Annotated in this window: 13 protein-coding genes and 1 tRNA gene; 6 read left to right on the forward strand and 8 right to left on the reverse strand. The window is 46.0% G+C overall.

Annotation, left to right across the window (positions count from 1 at the left end; genetic code table 11):
* Positions 1 to 13: 13 nt before the first annotated feature.
* On the reverse strand, positions 14 to 1,726 hold the full coding sequence (locus tag JHU38_RS01055; RefSeq protein WP_107582530.1) for a glutamine--tRNA ligase/YqeY domain fusion protein: 1,713 nt from the start codon (positions 1,724 to 1,726) through the stop codon (positions 14 to 16).
* 79 nt (positions 1,727 to 1,805) lie between these two features.
* Positions 1,806 to 2,459 (reverse strand): carbohydrate-binding family 9-like protein, encoded by a 654-nt coding sequence (locus JHU38_RS01060; RefSeq protein ID WP_107582529.1) that lies wholly within the window; start codon positions 2,457 to 2,459, stop codon positions 1,806 to 1,808.
* A 343-nt stretch (positions 2,460 to 2,802) separates the two neighbouring features.
* Here JHU38_RS01060 and JHU38_RS01065 point away from each other — a divergent pair, with 343 nt between their 5' ends.
* The 6 genes from JHU38_RS01065 (at position 2,803) to JHU38_RS01090 (ending at position 14,503) form a co-directional block, all read left to right on the forward strand.
* On the forward strand, positions 2,803 to 3,465 hold the full coding sequence (locus JHU38_RS01065; RefSeq protein WP_107582528.1) for a nitroreductase family protein: 663 nt from the start codon (positions 2,803 to 2,805) through the stop codon (positions 3,463 to 3,465).
* A gap of 620 nt (positions 3,466 to 4,085) precedes the next feature.
* Positions 4,086 to 6,881 (forward strand): TonB-dependent receptor, encoded by a 2,796-nt coding sequence (locus JHU38_RS01070; RefSeq protein ID WP_107582527.1) that lies wholly within the window; start codon positions 4,086 to 4,088, stop codon positions 6,879 to 6,881.
* A 13-nt stretch (positions 6,882 to 6,894) separates the two neighbouring features.
* The gene (locus JHU38_RS01075) at positions 6,895 to 8,214 is read left to right on the forward strand and encodes a DUF4876 domain-containing protein (RefSeq protein WP_107582526.1); all 1,320 of its coding nucleotides are present in this window, start codon (positions 6,895 to 6,897) and stop codon (positions 8,212 to 8,214) included.
* Between the two features lie 19 nt (positions 8,215 to 8,233).
* Positions 8,234 to 9,769, forward strand: a complete 1,536-nt coding sequence (locus JHU38_RS01080; protein ID WP_107582525.1) for a DUF6850 family outer membrane beta-barrel protein — start codon at positions 8,234 to 8,236, stop codon at positions 9,767 to 9,769.
* An 84-nt stretch (positions 9,770 to 9,853) separates the two neighbouring features.
* Positions 9,854 to 11,590 (forward strand): hypothetical protein, encoded by a 1,737-nt coding sequence (locus JHU38_RS01085; protein ID WP_317195999.1) that lies wholly within the window; start codon positions 9,854 to 9,856, stop codon positions 11,588 to 11,590.
* Between the two features lie 90 nt (positions 11,591 to 11,680).
* The gene (locus JHU38_RS01090; protein ID WP_107583132.1) at positions 11,681 to 14,503 is read left to right on the forward strand and encodes a M16 family metallopeptidase; all 2,823 of its coding nucleotides are present in this window, start codon (positions 11,681 to 11,683) and stop codon (positions 14,501 to 14,503) included.
* A 75-nt stretch (positions 14,504 to 14,578) separates the two neighbouring features.
* Here the strand turns inward: JHU38_RS01090 and JHU38_RS01095 are convergent, their stop codons facing one another.
* The 6 genes from JHU38_RS01095 to serC form a co-directional block, all read right to left on the reverse strand.
* Positions 14,579 to 15,886: an NCS2 family permease gene (locus tag JHU38_RS01095; protein WP_107582523.1), complete on the reverse strand. Its 1,308-nt coding sequence runs from the start codon at positions 15,884 to 15,886 to the stop codon at positions 14,579 to 14,581.
* Positions 15,887 to 16,084: 198 nt separating this feature from the next.
* A tRNA-Ser gene (locus JHU38_RS01100) sits at positions 16,085 to 16,175 on the reverse strand.
* A gap of 94 nt (positions 16,176 to 16,269) precedes the next feature.
* Positions 16,270 to 16,854, reverse strand: a complete 585-nt coding sequence (locus JHU38_RS01105) for an IMPACT family protein (RefSeq protein ID WP_107582522.1) — start codon at positions 16,852 to 16,854, stop codon at positions 16,270 to 16,272.
* Entirely contained in the window at positions 16,855 to 18,102 is a 1,248-nt protein-coding gene (locus JHU38_RS01110) for a DUF1015 domain-containing protein (protein ID WP_107582521.1), read from the reverse strand.
* Between the two features lie 78 nt (positions 18,103 to 18,180).
* Positions 18,181 to 19,098, reverse strand: a complete 918-nt coding sequence (locus JHU38_RS01115) for a 3-phosphoglycerate dehydrogenase (protein WP_107582520.1) — start codon at positions 19,096 to 19,098, stop codon at positions 18,181 to 18,183.
* 17 nt (positions 19,099 to 19,115) lie between these two features.
* Positions 19,116 to 20,189, reverse strand: a complete 1,074-nt coding sequence (gene serC, locus JHU38_RS01120; protein WP_107582519.1) for a 3-phosphoserine/phosphohydroxythreonine transaminase — start codon at positions 20,187 to 20,189, stop codon at positions 19,116 to 19,118.
* Positions 20,190 to 20,456 lie beyond the last annotated feature (267 nt).

A 20,456-nucleotide genomic window follows, 5' to 3' on the forward strand; every position in this document is an offset into this window, starting at 1 on the left:
GGCTCAACTGTATTTATTTGGTACTAAGTTTTGCCCATGTATCTTTTAGGCCTACTGTCTTATTAAAGACAAGATGGTCGACTACAGCGTCCGGATCCTTCATGAAATATCCGATCCGTTGGAACTGCAAATACTCGCCGGGCTGCTTTTCGGCCGCCCAGTTTTCTACATAGCAATTATTCCTTACGATATAACTGTCTTTATTAAGCAATTCCAAAAACTCGCGCTCATCGGAAGACGGATCTTCCACAGAAAAGAGTCGGTCATATTCACGAACCTCAGCTTTCTGGCAATCGTCGGCAGATACCCAATGCAGCGTGCCTTTTACTTTTCTGTTAGCACCGCTCTCTCCGCTCTTGCTCGTCGGATCGTACTCTGCCTGAATCTCTATGACATTGCCGTCCTCATCCTTTGTGCAGCCGGTGCACATAACGATATAGGCGTTTTTCAAGCGAACCTCTTTGCCGGGGGTCATACGGAAGAATTTCTTCGGCGCTTCTTCCATAAAATCATCACGCTCTATCCATAAATTCTTTGAGAAAGTTATTGTATGAGTACCATCCTGCTCGTTTTCAGGATTGTTTACTGCAACCAAATCCTCTTTTAAATCATTGGGATAATTAGTTATAACGAGCTTCACGGGATCGAGTACGGCGCTCACGCGGCAGGCTCTTTTATTTAAGTCTTCGCGCACGCACGACTCCAATAACGCGATGTCATTCAAGGCGTCAAATTTCGTATAGCCGATAGAATCAATAAAGTTACGAATACTCTGTGGACTGTAGCCTCTGCGCCGCATTCCACAGAGTGTCGGCATACGTGGGTCGTCCCAACCATTGACCAAATTCATATCCACCAGGGCATGCAACTTACGCTTGCTCATAACCGTATAGGTCAGATTAAGACGGTTGAATTCTATCTGCCTGGGTCTGTAATTTGCTTGATTGTCATTTTCTTTTTCCAACAAGAAATCGACAAACTTGTCGTATAATGGGCGGTGGGGAACAAACTCGAGCGTACAGATACTATGCGTCACGCCTTCAAAGAAATCGCTTTGCCCATGCGCAAAATCATACATGGGATAGGCGTGCCATTTCGTCCCCGTGCGGTGGTGTGGCGTGTGAATGATTCTGTACATGATAGGATCACGGAAGTGCATGTTCGAGTTCGCCATGTCAAGCTTGGCACGAAGCACCATGCTTCCTTCCACGGCTTCGGGGGTATTCATCTGTTCGAACAGACGAAGATTCTCCTCGACAGGTCTGTCTCTGTAGGGACTGGCAGTACCGGGACTGGTCGGGGTACCCTTCTGGTCAGCGATTTCCTGCGCAGTCTGTTCATCAACGTAAGCATAACCTTTTTGAATCATCCAAACCGCAAACTCCCAGAGCTTATCAAAATAATCGGAAGCATAGTAAATATTTTGCCACTTGAAGCCAAGCCACTCTATATCATTTAAGATATTCTCGACATACTCTGTATTTTCCTTGCTGGGATTCGTATCATCAAATCGCAAATTACAAACGCCATGATATTTTTCTGCTATTCCAAAGTCCATGCAGATAGCCTTTGCGTGCCCTATATGAAGATAGCCGTTAGGCTCTGGCGGGAAACGAGTTTGGATTCGTCCGTTGTTTTTTCCTTCCTCCAAATCTTTTTCAACAAGTTGTTCTACAAAACTTATTCCACGTTTATCCTCTTTGGGTAATTCTTCTGTAACTGCCATATTTCATTATAATTAATAATGCAAAAGTAATAGAAAAGTATCAATTCACAAAATAAAAGCTCTCCCTATATTTATCATATTACATCATGAGCATGTCTCCAAAGAAATCCGGACGATGGAAATCCGGTTTTTCAATATCGATTTTATTCCATGACAAGAAATGGGGTTGGCTCAGTTTGTCGCCGCATTTGTAGACGTTGGCTTTCAGTTTCATACCGTCAAAGCTCCGGATGTTTGATTGAAACCATGCTTCTTTGGGAATGACAAGAACCATATTCCATGAGAAATCTCCTTCAACAAGCGCTATATCATCCGAACCTAAAGAACTCCATCTCATCACTTTATCAAGAACAGCCGCTGGAGCTAATTGTCTGCCTTCGCGCGTAGGGCCACATCCGATGAGCAACCTGCCCGTACAATTACATTCCATATTATAGTAGAAGTTATCGCCGGGGAGCTGTGAGAAGAATTCACAGCAAGAGTCTTCCCACACCTTACCATTATCACGACCGGCTACCGAAGCGATACTGGTCTCTCTCACACGATATTCTATAATCAGACTTTGAGCTGTATGTGCCATGCGAAATGAAAACGCCGGTTTGTAAGGATAATCTGTCGACCAGTTAGCGTTAGTCACATCAGTATATGCCACATGCCGCTCATCCAGCAATTTGATTGCCGTGCTGAAATCTTGGGGCTGCGTTTCGAGCCTGCTCACTTCTATATTTTCCATAAAACGATATTTGTATGATTATTTCTTGCAAACTTACGAAAAAACAATATAATATTTGAAAGAAATAAGAAGTTTAACGTAAATCGACTTTTCCGCGGTAGTCTATTGATACAGGAGAGTTGGTATAGGATTTTGTCGGCGGTTTGAGCGCCGGAATCTAGTTAAAACATCTAAAAACTTAAAATATTTTTGTCGATGAATCGTCTATGTCAGTGAAAGGTATTTAGTACAAACAAGACGAAAAATGAAAATGGCGATGTGTGCTATGCTAATATGAATTTGCTCTGACCGACTATTATCCGCACAATATTTATGATGAACTAATTATAAAAAAGAAAACGATATGGGTATAAAAGAAGCGATAAGCGCGCGTCACATGGTGCGTAAGTATACGGACAGGCCGATACCGGCTGACATCGTTGCAAAACTGAATGCAAGAATCGAAGAGATTAACAAGAAGTATGGCGTGAACATAGCCCTCGTGACAAACGTCGAGTTATCACCGATATGGGGAATCATACGACTGTTCCGCGCCAAAGGAGTGAAGAACTATCTCGTATTATCAGGTCCCGACATTTCTAATATAGAGGAACTGCTGGGTTACACAGGAATAGCTCTCGTGCTCTACGCTCAGACAATCGGTTTGAATTCGTGGTGGATAGGCGGAACTTACAGTAAAAGCGCTGCCCGGCGAAATTGTGAAGGTACTGTGCTGAATGGCATAATAGCCGTTGGCTATGGCGCAAGTCAGGGTGTTCCTCATAAGTCGAAAACACCGGAGGAAGTAAGCCGTTATGATGGCAATGCTCCCGAATGGTTCACGAATGGAGTAAATGCAACGCTGCTTGCGCCAACTGCTTTGAATAAACAAAACTTCATGATTGTCGGCAAAGGCAATGAGGTGAGCATCACTTGCGACAATGGTCGTTGGAGCAATACGGATCTTGGAATTGTAAAATATCATTTCGAGGTTGGAGCCGGAAAAGAGAACTTCACGTGGAAGTAAACCTTTATCAAAACTTAATGTGGTAAAGCTATTGATAATTTCCAAAGAGGGAATTATCGTGATAGGATTATCATGTTGTACTATGAATTTATTTGACAAAGAGCAGTAAAAAAGTGGCAATATTTAAATTCAAAAAGGATTTCGGCGAGAAAAACGGCAGGAATTTGAATATTGTGTTAACCATTGATTACCAATAACTTAAATACAAAATAGCTATTGCGTGGAGGTATATCTCCTTGCAATAGCTATGCTTTTGCAAGCTCAAAGGGCTGCGATTGGAATATAATAGCAGCCCTTTGAGCACGAGAAAACTGCAAAATAGGGGAGTGAAAGGGCTGCTTTTACAATGAGAACCCTTGAACAAGAAGCATAAAAAGTACTAAAATAGGGTATTAAATGGCTATTGGAGAAAAATATTTGCGCTAATTGACAAAATAAATAAGGTCGTTTTTTATGAGCAAATGTTTACAAAAGGAAAGTTCTCTGAGCAGTAAGCGTGAGAGCTATATCGTACCCGACCGGTTGCAAAATAATCATTTTTAGGTATTGATAATGATGTTAAATGGCCTTAACTTTGTTTCATAAATACATTGTCTTTAGATGCGCATATCCTTTATCTGATGGATTTAAGATACATTTTTACCGTTTTGTTTTGTTGGGGTTCGCTGAACTGTGTAGGACAGAAATACGTCAATGTGAGTGGTGTTGTGACTGATGTCGCGGATAAAAGCACGCTTGCCGCGGCCACCGTTTCTTTTCAAGGCAAGCATTCAAGAGCCACGCTGGCCAATGCCAACGGGCGTTTCTCCATTGATGTGGTGGCCGGCGAAAGCTACGTGATGAAAGTGAGCTATGTAGGGTATGAACCTTATAGGCGCACGGTGACTTTTACCAAAAGCACGATCTTGAACGTGGGGCTGAAGGCCAACCTCCGTCTCAGTGAGGTGACGGTCACGGCCAAAGAGGCCCAAGGGCTCGTCACCAAGTCAGTTATCGGGCGGGACGCGATGAACCAGCTACAGCCCAACAGTCTGGCCGACCTTATGGAGTTGCTGCCGGGAGGTTATTCCAAAGACCCGAACATGGGCGTGGCCAACACGATAGCCTTGCGCGAAACGGGAAGCCTGACTGCCGGAGGGGCCTTGTCGCATAACAATGCCTTTGCCATATCGTCGCTCGGCACGCAGTTTGTCGTGGACGGCACACCCATCAATACCGATGCCAACCTGCAATTCTCTCCGCTTTCCGACACGCAACACATCACTTCGGGGGGTGGGGCGGAAAATTATCGCAACATCACCAACAAGGGCGTGGACATGCGTACGATAGGCACCGACGACATTGAGCGCGTGGAGGTGATACGGGGAATACCCTCGGCGGAATATGGAAACCTGACCAGCGGTATCGTAAACATCAAGAAGATACGCCGGAAGATACCGCTCTCGGCTCGTTTTAAAGCCGACGGCTACAGTAAGTTGTTCTCCCTGGGGAAAGGCATCGCCATCGGGAATGGTGACAGGCGGGTGCTCAATGTAGACCTCGGTTATCTGGATTCGAAGGTAGACCCTACCGACAATCTCGAAAACTACAAGCGGTTGAATGCTTCGCTGCGCTACACATTCAGGAAGACGACGGCGGGACAAGCGGAATGGAAGTGGGAGTCGGCACTCGATTATTCCGGCTCTTTCGACAACAGTAAGGCTGACCCCGATCTCAACTACGGGCGCATCGACGAATACCGATCCAACTACAATCGTATGGTCTTCACCAACAGCTGGTCGCTGAAGCGCGAAAAGGGGCTGCTCCGCGAGATAGAAGTCAACAGCTCCGTGGCGCAGCAGCTGGACCGTCTGCGTGAGAGACGTCTCGTGGCCCCGCAACGCTATGGCATCGTGCCCACGGGATGGGAGGAAGGAGAACGTGAGGCCGCTGCCGTCTATGCCGAATATGTGGCCGATTATCTGTGCGACGGCAAACCCTTCAACGCCTGGCTTAAAGCCAAGGGACTGCTCCGGTTGGATGTAGGTAAGGTGGAAAACCGCCTGAAGGTGGGCCTCAACTGGGACTTTTCCAAGAACTACGGCGACGGACAGGTGTACGACATGAGCCATCCGCTCAGTGTGAACGGCTGGTCGGCCAGGCCGCGGCGCTATAAGGATATTCCCGGACTGCAAAATCTGTCGGCCTTTGGCGAAGAAAACTTCATGGCGAAGATTGGGGGTAGCGTGCTGGAAGGCATGTTCGGAGTGAGGCTGAACACCATGCCGGGACTTGACAAGCGTTTTGAAATGAGCGGAAAGGTGTATGCCGACCCGCGCGTCAACCTCAACTGGCGGTTGCCCTATCTCACGGTCGGGGGTAGTCCGCTACGCCTTGCGCTCGCCTCGGGATGGGGGCTGACGACAAAAAATCCCACACTTAACTATCTCTATCCTGACAACTACTACAGCGACTTCGTAGAACTGGCCTACTACGACACCCAGAATCCCGAGCGCGACAGCCGCTTTGTGGTGATGAGCTACCGACAGGATCCTACGAATTATGCCATCAAGCCGGCCCGTAATCGGAAATGGGAGGTGCGATTGGATGTAGACTGGAAGGAGAACTCGCTGAGCGTGGACTATTTTTATGAGCAAATGACCTCGGGCTTCAGATACTCCCGCATCTACGGTGACTATCTATACAAGAAATATGACGCCACGCAGATGTCCGCCGCAACGGACTGGCGCACGCTGCCTTTTGAGAATAGACACGTGCTCGACGGCTATCAGCAGGCATCGAACGGCAGCAAGATGGTGAAACAGGGCGTCGAACTGCAATTCACTTCCGCTCGCGTCCGCGCCCTGCGCACCCGCTTCAATGTCAGTGGAGCATGGTTTCACACCACCTACACCAACAGCCAGCCGATGTTCGACCCCGTGAGCACCGTGATAGACAACCGCCCCGTGAGCGAGTCATACGTAGGACTCTACGACTGGAACGACGGGAGGGTGAACGATCGGGTGAACACCAACTTTACGCTCGATACCCAAGTGCCCGAATGGGGATTCATCTTCACCACGTCGGTGCAGTGCATGTGGCTCATCAAGACGAAGCGGCAGGAGAAGAGCGGCTACCCCATAGCCTACATTTCGGCGGCCGACGGTAAGGTGCACCCATACACTTCGGAGAGCGAGCAGAATGTCTTCCTGAAGCAGTTGGTGCAGACCTATAAGGAAGATATGTTCCGCCCGTTCACGGTGCCGATGTCGATGATCGTCAACCTCAAGGCTACCAAGCGCATCGGGCGCTACATGCGTTTGTCTTTCTTTGCCAATAAGATATTGGATTACCTGCCCGATTATAAGTCTAACGGTAAGGTGATACGCCGTAACGCTTCGCCTTATTTCGGGGTGGAGGCCAATCTTACGATATAAACACAACCTGCTAATGACTGAAAGGAATAAGAATATGAAAAACGTTATATATACTTTGGCGCTGGTCATGCTTGCCCTGCTGTCGTCGTGTACCGAAGACAAGACGCTTGCGGAGGTTTCCCCAAGTCTCATGATAGATTATCCCACGAACGTGAAAAACCTCAAGGTGGTTTCGGAGAAGATCGAATTCACCAACCTTACGTCGGGCGAGAAGACGAGTGTGGCCCGTTCCGGCAACATTCGGTTGCCGGAAGGACTTTACGACTGTGTGTATTCGGCCGATGTGACCTACGATAACGGTGACGGAACAGAGGTCGCCACGGCGAAAGGACACCTCACCGGAAAGGCTGAAAACATCACCCTCACGGGAGCGTCGGAAAGTCTTCGGATAGAGACTTTCCTCTCGGCGGCAAACGAAGACTTCATCTTCGAGGAGATATTCTTTGCCGGCACGTTGCGCGCTTCGGGGTCGCAATATTATGGCGACGGGTACATCAAGATATTCAATAACACCGACCATGTGCTCTATGCCGATGGCCTGGCCTTCTGTGAGTCGAAGTTTAAGTCGGTGCAATATTTTGAATACTCGCCCGACATTCGCAAAGACACGTTCACGGTGTGGTCTGTTTACGTGATTCCCGGTAATGGAACGGAACATCCGGTTATGCCTGGTAAGTCGCTGCTCATCTGCGACACGGGCATCGACCATCGGGTGGCCAATCCCAATTCATTCGATTTGAGCAAGGCCGACTTTGAGTGGTATGACATTTCCACATCCCCCTCTCATTTGGATATAGACAGTCCCACGGTGCCCAATCTGGACAAGTGGTATTGCTACACGTTGAGTTTCTATGTCCTGCACAACAGAGGCTTCACGTCGTTTGCCCTCGCCCGCATCCCGAAAAACGTCACTAAGGAGCAGTATCTCAAAGACTATCTGTACACCTATTATTATACGATGTATCTTCCGCAAGGCACTTTCCCCATGCAACAGACGGCTTATAAGATTCCCAATGCGTGGATTGTGGACGGGGTGAATTGTAGTGTGCAGAGCAGCCGGCTGTGGAACATCCTCCCGCCGTCGGTGGATGCGGGGTGGACACACGTCGGGCATGTGGACCACGACAAGACTCGCTACTTCAAAAGCATCCGCCGCAAGTTGCAGTTTATAGACGGCAAAGGTGTCATACACCTACAAGACACCAACAATTCCACCGAAGATTTCAACACAGAGTGCATTCCCTCGGTGATAGAGGAGCAGGGCACGGCCATCAGTGCGGACGGCACGAAGGCTTCGACACATACCTACGATGGCGTGACTCCGAAGAAGTAAACGACTAAAAACAAAAAATGTGGATAAGAAGACAGTTCAATTTCTGATAGCGGTTTCGCTTGTTTCCTTTGGCTGCGTGGCATCGGCAAAGGCTACCGACGATGTGGTGGAACGACAGGTGGAGCACCGGAGCGACACTCGTTCATGGTTTCCGGATATCTATCTCAATCCTGCCATGCAATGGAATCGTTACCGGTATTCGCTGAATCGCTTGAGCGCGACCTACACCGACAGCCGAGCCACCCTTCCGCAACAGCTGGAATATGGTGATAAGGTAGCGGCCGCAGGGGGCGATATAGACGCTTTTCTGCGAAAAAAGATGATTTCCCTGTGGGGAACAGCCCACTACGCCAATGGCAAGACCCACCACATACGCTACAACGAAACCACCGATTTCGACCTCCTTTACCCCTATGTCATGGCCGATACCATCGGGGGAGGGGGCTCGCGAAAGGAGACTTACGACTTCATGGGAGGATTTGCCTATCACAAGAACAGATGGACGGTCGGCGTGGAAGGTCGCTATACGGCCCGGTTGGAATATCGGACGGTGGATCCCCGCCCCAAAAATCTCACGGGTTATTTGAAAGTGAAGGCGGGAATGGCCTATTCCGGACTGTTCAATGGGACTTATGAAGGCGGGCTGTCGGCAGGTTTCCGACGATACAAGCAGACGAATACGCTTGAGTTTTATAACGAAACATCGCGACCGGTCGTCTATCAGCTTACCGGACTGGGCATGGATTATTACCGTTTCAGGGGTTCCTACACTTCCACTTACTATAAAGGGCTGGGGTGGGAGGCCACCATGGAACTACGTCCTGTGATCCCTCGAAATGGCGTATATGTCTCGTTGAGCTACAGTTCTCTATCGATAGAGAAAATCATTTCCGACCTCAACGAATTGCCTTTGACGAAGTTGGAATTACGACATCAGGGCTTTGAAGCCGGCTATATGCACAAAGGACAAACCTGCACGTGGGGTGTGAGGCTGGCGGAGACCTACGACGGGCGTCGGGGAATAGAAAACATCTTCGGTTCGGCACAAGATAACATCTATCCGCAGATTGCTTCCGGCCGGCAGTATCAAGAGACCCGATGGAAGCTCTCGGGCGCTCTGTTATGCCAATATCGCCCGTCGGGCATGGCTGTATATGACCTTTCGTTGAGCCAACACTACCGTCACATCCGCGAAACCTATGCCGAACCGTGGCGGAAGATGGCCTCTTCGGCACAGGTCTCGGCTCTCTCGCTGAAAGGAATGTGGCGGATGAAGCAGTGGCTTTTACAAACTTCCGCACATCTGGACTACATTTGGAACAGCCGTTGCAACATGGTGCTGAACGGAAGTGTCAATGAGAATATGATGGTGCCCGTGTACCATCGTTACGCTTTCTATGGTAACAACCGTTATGATGCCGGTTTACGGGCCGAAGCCAACTATGCCGTGAAACGCGACTACTGCGTGTTTGTTGTCGCTAATTGGGACTACGCGCACTACATGAAGACAGAACACAACAGCCTCCTGCGCCTCTCATTGGGCCTGGAATTCTGATTTTAATTTTAAATAAATATTCAATTAAAAACTCTAAAGACTATGATGAAAAAATTACTCCTATTGTTTGTAATGTTAACAATCGTGGCTGCTGTCCACGCTGCGGACATCAAGTATCAGTGGCACCACACTATTTATGGAAAGACCAAAGCCGGAAACACGCCTGTTTCCATCATCAAGACTACTGATGGTAACTATGTGGCATTTGCCTCTTTCGGTTCTAACACTCTTACCGGAACCAATGTTTATTTCGACGGGGAACCGTTTAAAGACGCTGAAGGCAAAGCCATTGAGGGATGCCCGTATGCGGGAAATAATGACAATGCGGTAAATCATAATCTCTTGTTGCAGAAATACAATCAGCAGACTGGGGAAGTACTTTGGACGGTGTACTCGGATAAAGGTTATCTGTACAATAATCAAGCCATTTATCCGACATCAGACGGAGGACTGATTATGATTTCCGATGTGCGCAATCTCGCCAACAAGACAGAAACTACGCTTTTCCGAATGGTCGGGGCTGACAACAAAAAGACCGAAGTGAGCTACACACCGGCCGGAAACGAAAAGACCTCCACCGTTGAAGGTGTCATCGCCAAGATAGATAAAGACGGGAAAGTGAAATGGGCAAAGTTGATAGCCACCACCACTCATCCTACCATCGAAGGCAAGGATTACGGTGGATACGCTGCTTATTATCGCGGAGTAGTGGTGGATAGTAAAGAAAATATTTATGTCTGTGGTAATTACATGTCTTCTATGACATTTATCAAACGTGATGGGACAGAGGAAACTCATGAGGCAAAGAATACGGCAGCTTGGGATGGAACCATACAGACCTCTGCCGGCGACCCATTTATTGCCAAACTCGACAAGGATGGCTATCTACTCCAGTTCATGACAGAAGACGAGAGTAGCATCAAGTTTGCTTCGTTTGATAAGATGGTCATTAAAAACGATATTATCTATGTAAGTGGACGGATCGTGGGAGACGGTACATCTACCATCAAGTTTGGTGATATTACTTTGAAACCTAATAACTGCTGGAGTATTTATTATGCGTCTTTAAACTGTAACAATTTGAGCATCAATTATATGAAGTCATTCGTGACAGGGAAATTCAACGGGAAAAACCAAGGGATACAAAATAAAAATCTACAGTATTGTAACGGGAGTCTTTATATCACAGGATTGCTAATAGGAAGCATGGCAGATGATGAAGCTTCATCCCCTTTTATCGCAACAACGGATAGATGGTATGAAGCAATGGTTGTGAAAGTGGATGCCCAAAATGGTAAACGTCTTGCCGCAGGCACAGATGGGAAAGGTATTAGTGGAGCATTTGCCGTTGTCGAAACAAAAGATCCGTCTTCTATATGGCTTTATGGGTATGCTTTGTCGGGAATGTCTAGACTTAATAAATATACACTTGAAGGTGATAAATTGGTAAAGGGAACCGAACAGGTGGCACTTAATGAAGCTTCAATTGGTATGGTGTGTGACCCATTGGTAGATGGTACTGGAATCATCACTATGGGAAGGACACGTAATAACTCTGGTAAAGTTTGGGGAACCTCTGCTGAACCTACAGAATTCTTTAATTGGGGGCTTGTTCTCTGTAAACATACCTGCGAAGATTTTCTTCCAGCCACGCCTACCGCCATCGATGGTATTATCATGCAAAAAGTTAAGGCAACTGACTATAATGTTTATTCGCTTGCCGGTATGCTTATTAAGAAAGCCAAGAGTTTGAAGGAGGCTATTAGCGGTTTGCCTTCCGGACTTTACATCATCGGTGGTAAGAAGATTATCGTGAAGTAAAAACAATGTGATTAATTTTTTGCAAGTCTGGCAGAGGCTGTTTTTCCATCGTCTTCTGCCGGACTTCGCAATTTGAAATATCCTCTCTACATGAAGAAAAACTATTTTTGGCTGCTGTTCCTGTTTCCGTTTGTGGCTTCCGCCCAACCATTGGAACAGGACGCTTCCTTTCTTACGGGCACACTGAAGAACGGGCTGACCTACTATATCCGCCACAACGCCAAGGAGCCGGGCATTGCCGACTTCTACATCGCCCAGCGGGTGGGTTCTATTCTCGAAGAACCCCGGCAGCGTGGATTGGCCCACTTTCTGGAACACATGGCTTTCAACGGCACAACAAACTTCCGGGGCGAAGGCAAATCGCCGGGCATAGTGCCGTGGTGTGAGAGCGTTGGGGTGAAGTTCGGGGCCAATCTCAATGCCTATACGAGCGTAGACCAAACGGTGTACAATATCTCGGCCGTGCCTGTGAAGCGTGAAGCCGTGCTCGACTCGGCCCTGCTCATCCTGCACGACTGGAGCCACGACCTGCTGCTCGCCGACAAGGAGATAGACAAGGAGCGCGGGGTGATACACGAGGAGTGGCGCACGCGCCGTGCCGGAAAGGCCACACAGCGCATGATGGAGCGGGTGCTGCCGGTGGTCTATCGGGGCACGAAATATGAAGACTGCCTGCCCATCGGCTCGATGGACATCGTAGATCATTTCCTCTACCAAGACCTGCGCGACTATTACAAGAAATGGTATCGCCCGGACTTGCAGGCCGTCATCGTAGTGGGTGACATCAAGCCGGCCGAGGTGGAGGCGAAGATCAAGCGTCTGTTCGGTGCTATTCCCCGGCCCAAGCGTGTCGCGGAGCGCATCTATTATCCTGTGACCGACAACGATCGGATGATAGTGGCCACCGACCGCGACAGCGAGCAGCCCATCATGCTGGCCAACCTCTACATGAAGCACGATGTTGTGCCCGACGGGAAGAAGACCGACGTTGGCTATCTGCGGGACAGTTACATCGAGTCGCTCATCACCTCGATGCTCAACGCCCGTTTGCAGGAACTGCAACAACAGGCTGTTCCGCCCTTCCTCTCGGCTACGGCTCATGCCGGTCGTTTTCTCGTTTCGCGCACCAAGGATGCTTTCTGGCTTTCTTTCGGCTGTAGGCAGGAGAACGTGAAAGGCTCGTTTGATGCTGTGATAGGGGAGAGCGAGCGTGCCCGCCGCTATGGCTTCACCGCGAGCGAACTGCAGCGTGCGCAAGACAGACAGCTGAAGGTGGCCGAGCGTCAATATGCCGAGCGCGACGATCGGCGCAACCGCTACTTCGTGAATAAGGCTTTGCAGCATTTCCTCTCGGCCGAACCGGTGGTCACGGAGGCTTTTCAGCTTGAACTGATCAGGGAATTCAACCGTACCGTCACACCGGAGCAGGTGAACAGGGTGGCGAAAGAGCTGATTTCAGACAAGAATCAGGTGCTCGTTGTCTATGCGCCGGACAAACCTGAGTTTAAACTGCCGCCGAACGACACGCTTGAGCAGTATGTGCTCGACGCGCAGGCGAAGGCTTATAAGCCTTACAACGAACCGGAACTTGCCGGCGAACTCATCTCTCGGCTGCCCAAACCGGGAAAAATCATCGGCGAACGAGTAGGCTTGCACGGAACAAAAGTACTGGAACTGAGCAACGGCACCACCGTCTACGTCAAGCGAACCGATTTCAGCAAAGACCAGATAGCCATGCGCCTGTGGGGCGAGGGTGGCACTTCGCGCTATCCCGACAGCGATGCGCTCAACTTCCCGTTTGTCGCAAGTGCCATTACTAATGCCGGTGTGGGGAATTTCGACAAGAACACGTTACGCAAGATGCTCTCGTCGAAGATAGCCGGAGTGACTCCTTCTCTTAACGACGACACGCAGCAACTCTCCGGAAAGTCGTCGATCAAAGACCTGAAGACGATGCTAGAACTTACCTATCTTTACTTCGCACAGCCCCGACGCGACACCGTTGCCTTCAATGGAGAAATAGACCGCATGCGCTCTTTCCTGACCAACAGGGAGGCCAACCCGCAGGTGAGCTACAACGATTCGCTGGTGTCGGTACTCTATGGCAACCATCCGCGCATGCAGCCTACCAAGCGAGAGACGCTCGACCGTGTATCCTACGACCGCGTGTGGCAGATATACCGGGAGAGTTTTGCCGATGCTTCCAAGTTCAAGATGCTGCTGGTGGGCAACATCGACATCGACTCCTTGCGACCTTTGCTTTGCCAATATATCGCCACACTGCCGTCGAGCAAGAATCATACGGCGGCGGCCGAACCGGTGGGCGGAAAGAAATATCCTACTCCCAACGTGCGCAAGGCCGACGAGACGCATCTTTTCAGAAAACCGATGAATACGCCCTCAGCGCTGGTTAATATCTTCTACACCTTTGAGGAACCTTACACGCCCAAGAGCGACCTTGCCTTAGACGTGCTGCAACGGGTGTTGCAAATGGCTTATACTGACAGTGTGCGCGAGGAGAAAGGCGGCACGTATGGGGTGAGTGTAGACTATGCGCTCGAGAAAGACAACCATCCCACAGCCATGTTACGCATATCCTTCCGCACCGATCCCGCCAAGTACGAGGCACTGATACCGATCGTCTACAGGCAGGTGGCGCACATCGCCAACCGGGGACCTAACCCCATAAGCATGGACAAGGTGAAGAAATATCTGTTGAAAACATACGGACAGAACGTTATAGATAACGGCTATTGGGATTATGTTATCTATCATCAGCTACAAGACGGCATCGATTTCCACACCGGCTACGAACAACTGGTACGCAACCTCACGGCCGGAGATGTGCAGCAGATGGCGAAAGACCTTCTCGGCAGCCGTCGGCGCATCGAAGTGACGATGCTGAGTGAATAGTCTAAGACTCTATGTATTAAAAAGGCTCGGTATGCAAATATTCACACCGAGCCTTTATTTTTTGCACTTAGCAATTTAACCAAATATAAAGTTTACGATAAATAGGAGAGAGAGGATAATCAAAGTCAGATTTAGTTCTTTCCATCGCCCCGTACATGCTTTTAATATTACAAAGCTTAAAATACCCAAGCAGATACCATCGGCGATAGAGTAGCATAATACCATCGTTATCATTGTAATAAAAGCAGGGAATGCTTCACTCACATCTGTCAAATTAATCTTCTTGACACTATCAATCATTAATACACCCACCAAGACAAGAGCACCACTTGTTGCGGCACTGGGAATCAAAAGGAAAATAGGAGCAAGGAATAGGGATAACAAGAAAAGCAAACCAACAAAAGCTGAGGTTACGCCGGATTTTCCTCCTTCAGCAATTCCGGACGCACTTTCTACGTAGGTTGTAAGCGTACTGGATCCCAGGAACGCTCCACAGGTGGTGCCGATCGCGTCACTCATCATGGCTTCTTTAATATGAGGAATCGTACCATCTTCTTTAACGATTTTCGTTTTATAAGCCAAACCGACCAGTGTTCCAACAGTATCAAAGATGTTAACGAGAAGCAAAGATATAACAACCAAAACAGATTTAAAATTAAGCAGTCCGTTAAAATCAAACTGCATGAATATCGGTTTGAGACTTTGGGGCGTAGAAACAGGCAGCCAATCGTTGGGTATTGCCGTAACTCCCATCGGGATGCCTACGACAGTTGTTATTACAATGCTGTAAAAGAGGGCACCTTTAACTTGTTTGGCCATCAATATTCCACTTAAAACAATAGCTATCACGCCCAGTATTGCTGTCGGAGTAAATTTACCCAATCCGACAAAGGTAGCTGGATTAGCAACTATAATATCAGCATTCTTTAAACCAATGAATGCTATGAACATACCAATACCTGCTGATATAGCAAATCTAAGGTTCTCAGGAATAGCGGCAAGAATATGCTCACGGACATTAATAAAAGTAATTAACAAAAAAAGAATCCCTTCAACAAGCATAATTGCTAAGGACTGTTGCCAGGTATAGCCCATAGCTTGGCATAGCGTATAAGCAAAAAAAGCATTCAATCCCATACTTGGTGCTTGGGCAAATGGTAATTTGGCCATGAATGCTAATAAGAATGTGGCAATTGCAGAAGCAATTGCTGTTGCTGTAAACAAGGCGGCCTTATCCATTCCCGTAGAACTCAAGATGGCGGGATTGACTGCCAAGATATAGCTCATTGTCAAAAAAGTTGTTGCACCTGCGACAATCTCAGTTTTAAAACTCGCTTTTTGAGAATCGAATCCCAAAAACTTTTCAAAGATCTTTGTTTGCATAGTTGATTTATTAACGATTATATGGGTATATATTTATCATAATAGCAATTATATCAAAAACTGACAGCAACTAAGACTCTGCTTTAGCGAGATATAGTTGTTGTCAGTTTTCATATATAGTTAACTCTTCTGATTCTAAAAACAAATTGCTGCAAACTCACAGTCTTGCAGCAATCTAAAATGGACTTTATGTCCCTATGGCGGAAGATGAGGGATTCAAACCCCCGATACCCGTAATGGGTATACCGGATTTCGAGTCCAGCGCATTCGGTCACTCTGCCAATCTTCCTTGTTAACAAAAGATGAAATTACAAATACAATGTTTCTACATCTTTTTTTGTTGAATACAAAAGTATAAATATTTAGTGATATGACAAAATTTTCTACAAAATTTTCTTGATCATCGTTTCCAATAAGACTGCGTCTCGTAGACGGACCGCGACAGTCATAGAGCATTCTTGTTCGAAATTCTGATGAAGAATTTCAGGAGAAATCTCTTTCAAAATCTTCATTACTTCTTTGGTCTTTTCATAGGGAAAACTGAAGGTGAAGTTTTTCTTTACTTGAAGAACTTCGATAATAGAATTCTCTATTGCTAATGCGGCTGCTGTACGATAAGCTACAGTCAATCTACTGGTTCCTAATTTTATTCCTCCATAATAGCGCACAACAACTATTAAAATATCCGTCAATTCTTTACTATTGATTTGCCCTAACAATGGTTTCCCGGCAGTATTATTAGGCTCACCATCGTCATTAGCTCTAAATACAATCCGCTCATTCCCCAACATATACGCATAACAAATATGTCGAGCATCATAATATGTTTTTTTATATTGATTTAATAATGATTTTATATCATCAATATTATCTACATGGTGTGCAAAGGCGAGGAACCTACTTTTGCTTTCAGTATATGATCCCTCGCCTATTTTATCACCAGTTATAGTTTTATATTCGTCTGTCATTTAATCTAACTTGTGAATAACCAAGCCACTGCGTAGCTTAGGTTCAAACCATGTCGCTTTGGGAGGCATAATTTTCCCGCTATCAGCAATATTCATAATCTGCTCCATCGTAACCGGATATAATGCAAGGGCCATACGCATTTCTCCACTATCGACTCGCCGTTTGAGTTCTTCAAGCCCTCTCAATCCACCAACAAAGTCAATCCGTTTATCACTTCGTAGATCTTTTATTCCTAATATTTCATCTAAAATAAGCCGAGAAGAGATATCGACATCCAATACTCCAATGGGATCGGTTTCGTCAAAAGTGCCGGAATGGGCAGTCAGACTAAACCAATGATTGTCTAAATAGAGTGAGAATTCGTGTAGACATTGAGGCTTATAGGGAGCTGTTCCCCTATCTATCACATCAAAGTTTTTCTTTAACTTTTCTAAAAACGCTTCAGACGTAAGTCCATTCAATTCTTTTACAACACGATTATAGTCCAAGATTGTCAACTGGCTCGATGGGAAACAAACAGCCATAAAGTAATTATATTCTTCATTACCAGAATGATGAGGATTTTGTTTTGCTCGCTCTGCTCCCACCAATGCTGCTGCAGCTGATCTATGATGACCGTCGGCGATATAGAGTGATGGCATTTTTTGAAATTCCATAGTAATCACCTTGATATCATCTAAATTGTCAATAATCCAAAAACGATGTCGGAATCCATCTTCTGCCGCAATAAAATCATATTCCGGAGTAAGAGTTGCATATCGTCGAATAAGTTCATTAAGTTTGTCATTGTCGGGATATGCGAAAAAAACCGGTTCGATATTAGCATTATTAACCCGTACATGCTTCATACGGTCCTCTTCCTTATCTCTTCTGGTCAGTTCGTGTTTTTTGATAACTCCCGTAAGATAGTCATTTACATATGCACCAACAACTAAACCATATTGAGTTTTGTTATTCATTGTTTGTGCATAAAGATAATAACAGTCTTTTGTGTCTTGAACGAGCCATCCTTTATTCATAAAGGTTTGAAAATGTTCCGCGCCACTTTGATAAACTCTTGGATCATATTCTGAAGTTCCCTCCGGAAAGTTTATTTCCGGCTTGATAATATGGTAAAGACTTTTTTCATTGTTTCCTGCTTCTTTACGTGCTTCTTCAGAATCTAAAACATCGTATGGTCTGCTTTGGACTTCTTGAACAAATTGCTTGGGAGGACGAATTCCCTTAAAAGGTTTGATAATTGCCATGGGTGAATATTGATAGCTTTATAAAGTTTATAAAAAACTCCCCTACCCTCATTAATTTGAGAGTTGGGGAGAAATAGCTTATTTGTTAACTTGAAACTTTTTACATCCATCTGCAAAGAAAGCGTTAATCTGGCGTGTAGCCGCAACACCTGCATTAAGATTTGCCTCAGCTGTTTGAGCTCCCATTTTCTTGGGAGTAGAGAAATACTGCCCTTCTAAAGCAGCAAAAGCCTTATCTGCATCGGGTTTAATATCTGTAATATATTTAATGTCGCTTCGTTCTGTAAGCAATTTCAACAGACCTGCCTCATCAATAATCTCTTTCCGAGCCGTATTAATCAAGATACCACCCTTTCTCATCTTATTGACAAGCTCATAATTAATACTTTGACGCGTCTCGGGAGTTGCGGGAATATGTAATGAAACAATATCACAAGTTGCAAATAATTCATCTTGATTGGCCACGGCATGCACACCCGCCTGCTCTATTACATCCGCAGGACAAAAGGCATCGTAAGCATAGACCTCCAAACCAAAGCCCTTGGCAATACGTGCAACATTCTTTCCTACGTTTCCAAAAGCCAATAACCCAATATTTTTCCCTTGAAGTTCTGTTCCGGATTTGCCGTTATAGAAATTACGTACCGCAAATACCAACAGTCCAAAAACTAATTCGGCAACAGCATTGGCATTTTGCCCGGGAGTATTTTCAACTACGACGCCATGCTTGGTAGCTGCTTCTAAATCAATGTTGTCATAACCTGCTCCAGCACGAACAACTATTTTTAATTGTTTAGCCGCGTCAAAAACTTCTGCGTCAATCTTATCGGAACGTACGATTAATGCGTCAACCGCAGCGACCGCAGACAACAACTCTGACTTATCTGTATACTTTTCTAATAACACGATTTCATGTCCCCCCTTCTGAATTTCAGAACGCATACATTCTACTGCAGCAGGTGCAAAGGGTTTTTCGGTTGCTATTAATATTTTCATAATACAAAAGAATTAGATTAATAACGAGCTTCAAAATCTCTCATTGCGGCAATAAAAGCTTCTACACCTTCTATAGTTTGGGCATTATAGCAAGACGCACGGAAGCCACCAACACTTCTGTGTCCTTTAATGCCAACCATTCCGCGCTCTGTAGCAAAATCAAAGAATGTTTTTTCCAGTTCTTTGTATTCATCATTCATTACAAAGCAAATATTCATCCATGATCTTGAAGCTTCGTCTACTGTGCCATGGAATAACTTATTTCTGTCTATTTCCGCATAAAGCAGATCGGCACGCTCCTGTGCTCTTTGGGCTGCAGCCTCTACTCCACCATTCTTTTTGATCCATCTCAAGTTCTCCAACATAGAATAAATTGGCACAACAGGAGGAGTATTAAACATAGAGCCCTTTTCCACATGGGTCCTATAGTCTATCATTGTCGGTAAGGTTCGAGGAGCCTTGCCAAGCATGTCGTCTTTTAATATTACAACAGTTACGCCAGCCATGGCAATATTCTTTTGCGCGCCACCATAAATTGCTGTATATTTTGAAACATCAACAGGGCGACTCATTATATCAGAACTCATATCCGCAATTAAGGGAACAGCCACGCAGGGATCTTTTCGGAGTTGTGTGCCGTAAATCGTATTATTCGTCGTGATATGTAAGTAATCTGCGTCTGCAGGTACTAAGGCTTCAAAGCCGGAAGGATAGTAAGTGTAATTTGCTTCAGCGGATGTTGCGACTTCAATAACTTCGCCATACAGCTTAGCTTCTTTGAGAGCTTTCTTTGCCCAAGTCCCGGAATTTACATAAGCGGCTTTCTTGATCAAGAAGTTTGCAGGAATCTGCATAAACTGCAATGAAGCTCCTCCCCCCAAGAAGATCACAGAATATCCGTCAGGAATCTGCAAGAGTTCTTTAAACAGAGCAACACACTCGTCAACAACAGGCTGAAAATCTTTTGCACGATGGCTGATTTCCATTAAGGAAAGTCCGGAACCATTAAAATCCAAAATCTGTTTAGCCGTATTCTCAATAACCTCGCGAGGAAGCATTGAAGGGCCTGCATTAAAGTTGTACTTTTTCATTTAGTTTAAGTTTAATGTTAGACGTAAATAGTTAGCAAATAATTCACACGGTGAAAATACATAATTAATTTGATTCAAGCAAGTATTCGTACTGAAATATGAAGTAGTAATACTTTTGCTATAAGAATCAGTTATAAATAGGTATCAGAATTTCAATTCAAGGTAATAAAGCGGTTAAGGTAAATTATAAATTACTGAAATAACTTCTTTAATCAATCGCTTCAAAGGTAAACAACAATTCTCAAATTACAAAATAATTTACATAAG

Source organism: Prevotella illustrans (genome assembly GCF_017426725.1).
GTDB classification, from domain to species: domain Bacteria; phylum Bacteroidota; class Bacteroidia; order Bacteroidales; family Bacteroidaceae; genus Prevotella; species Prevotella illustrans.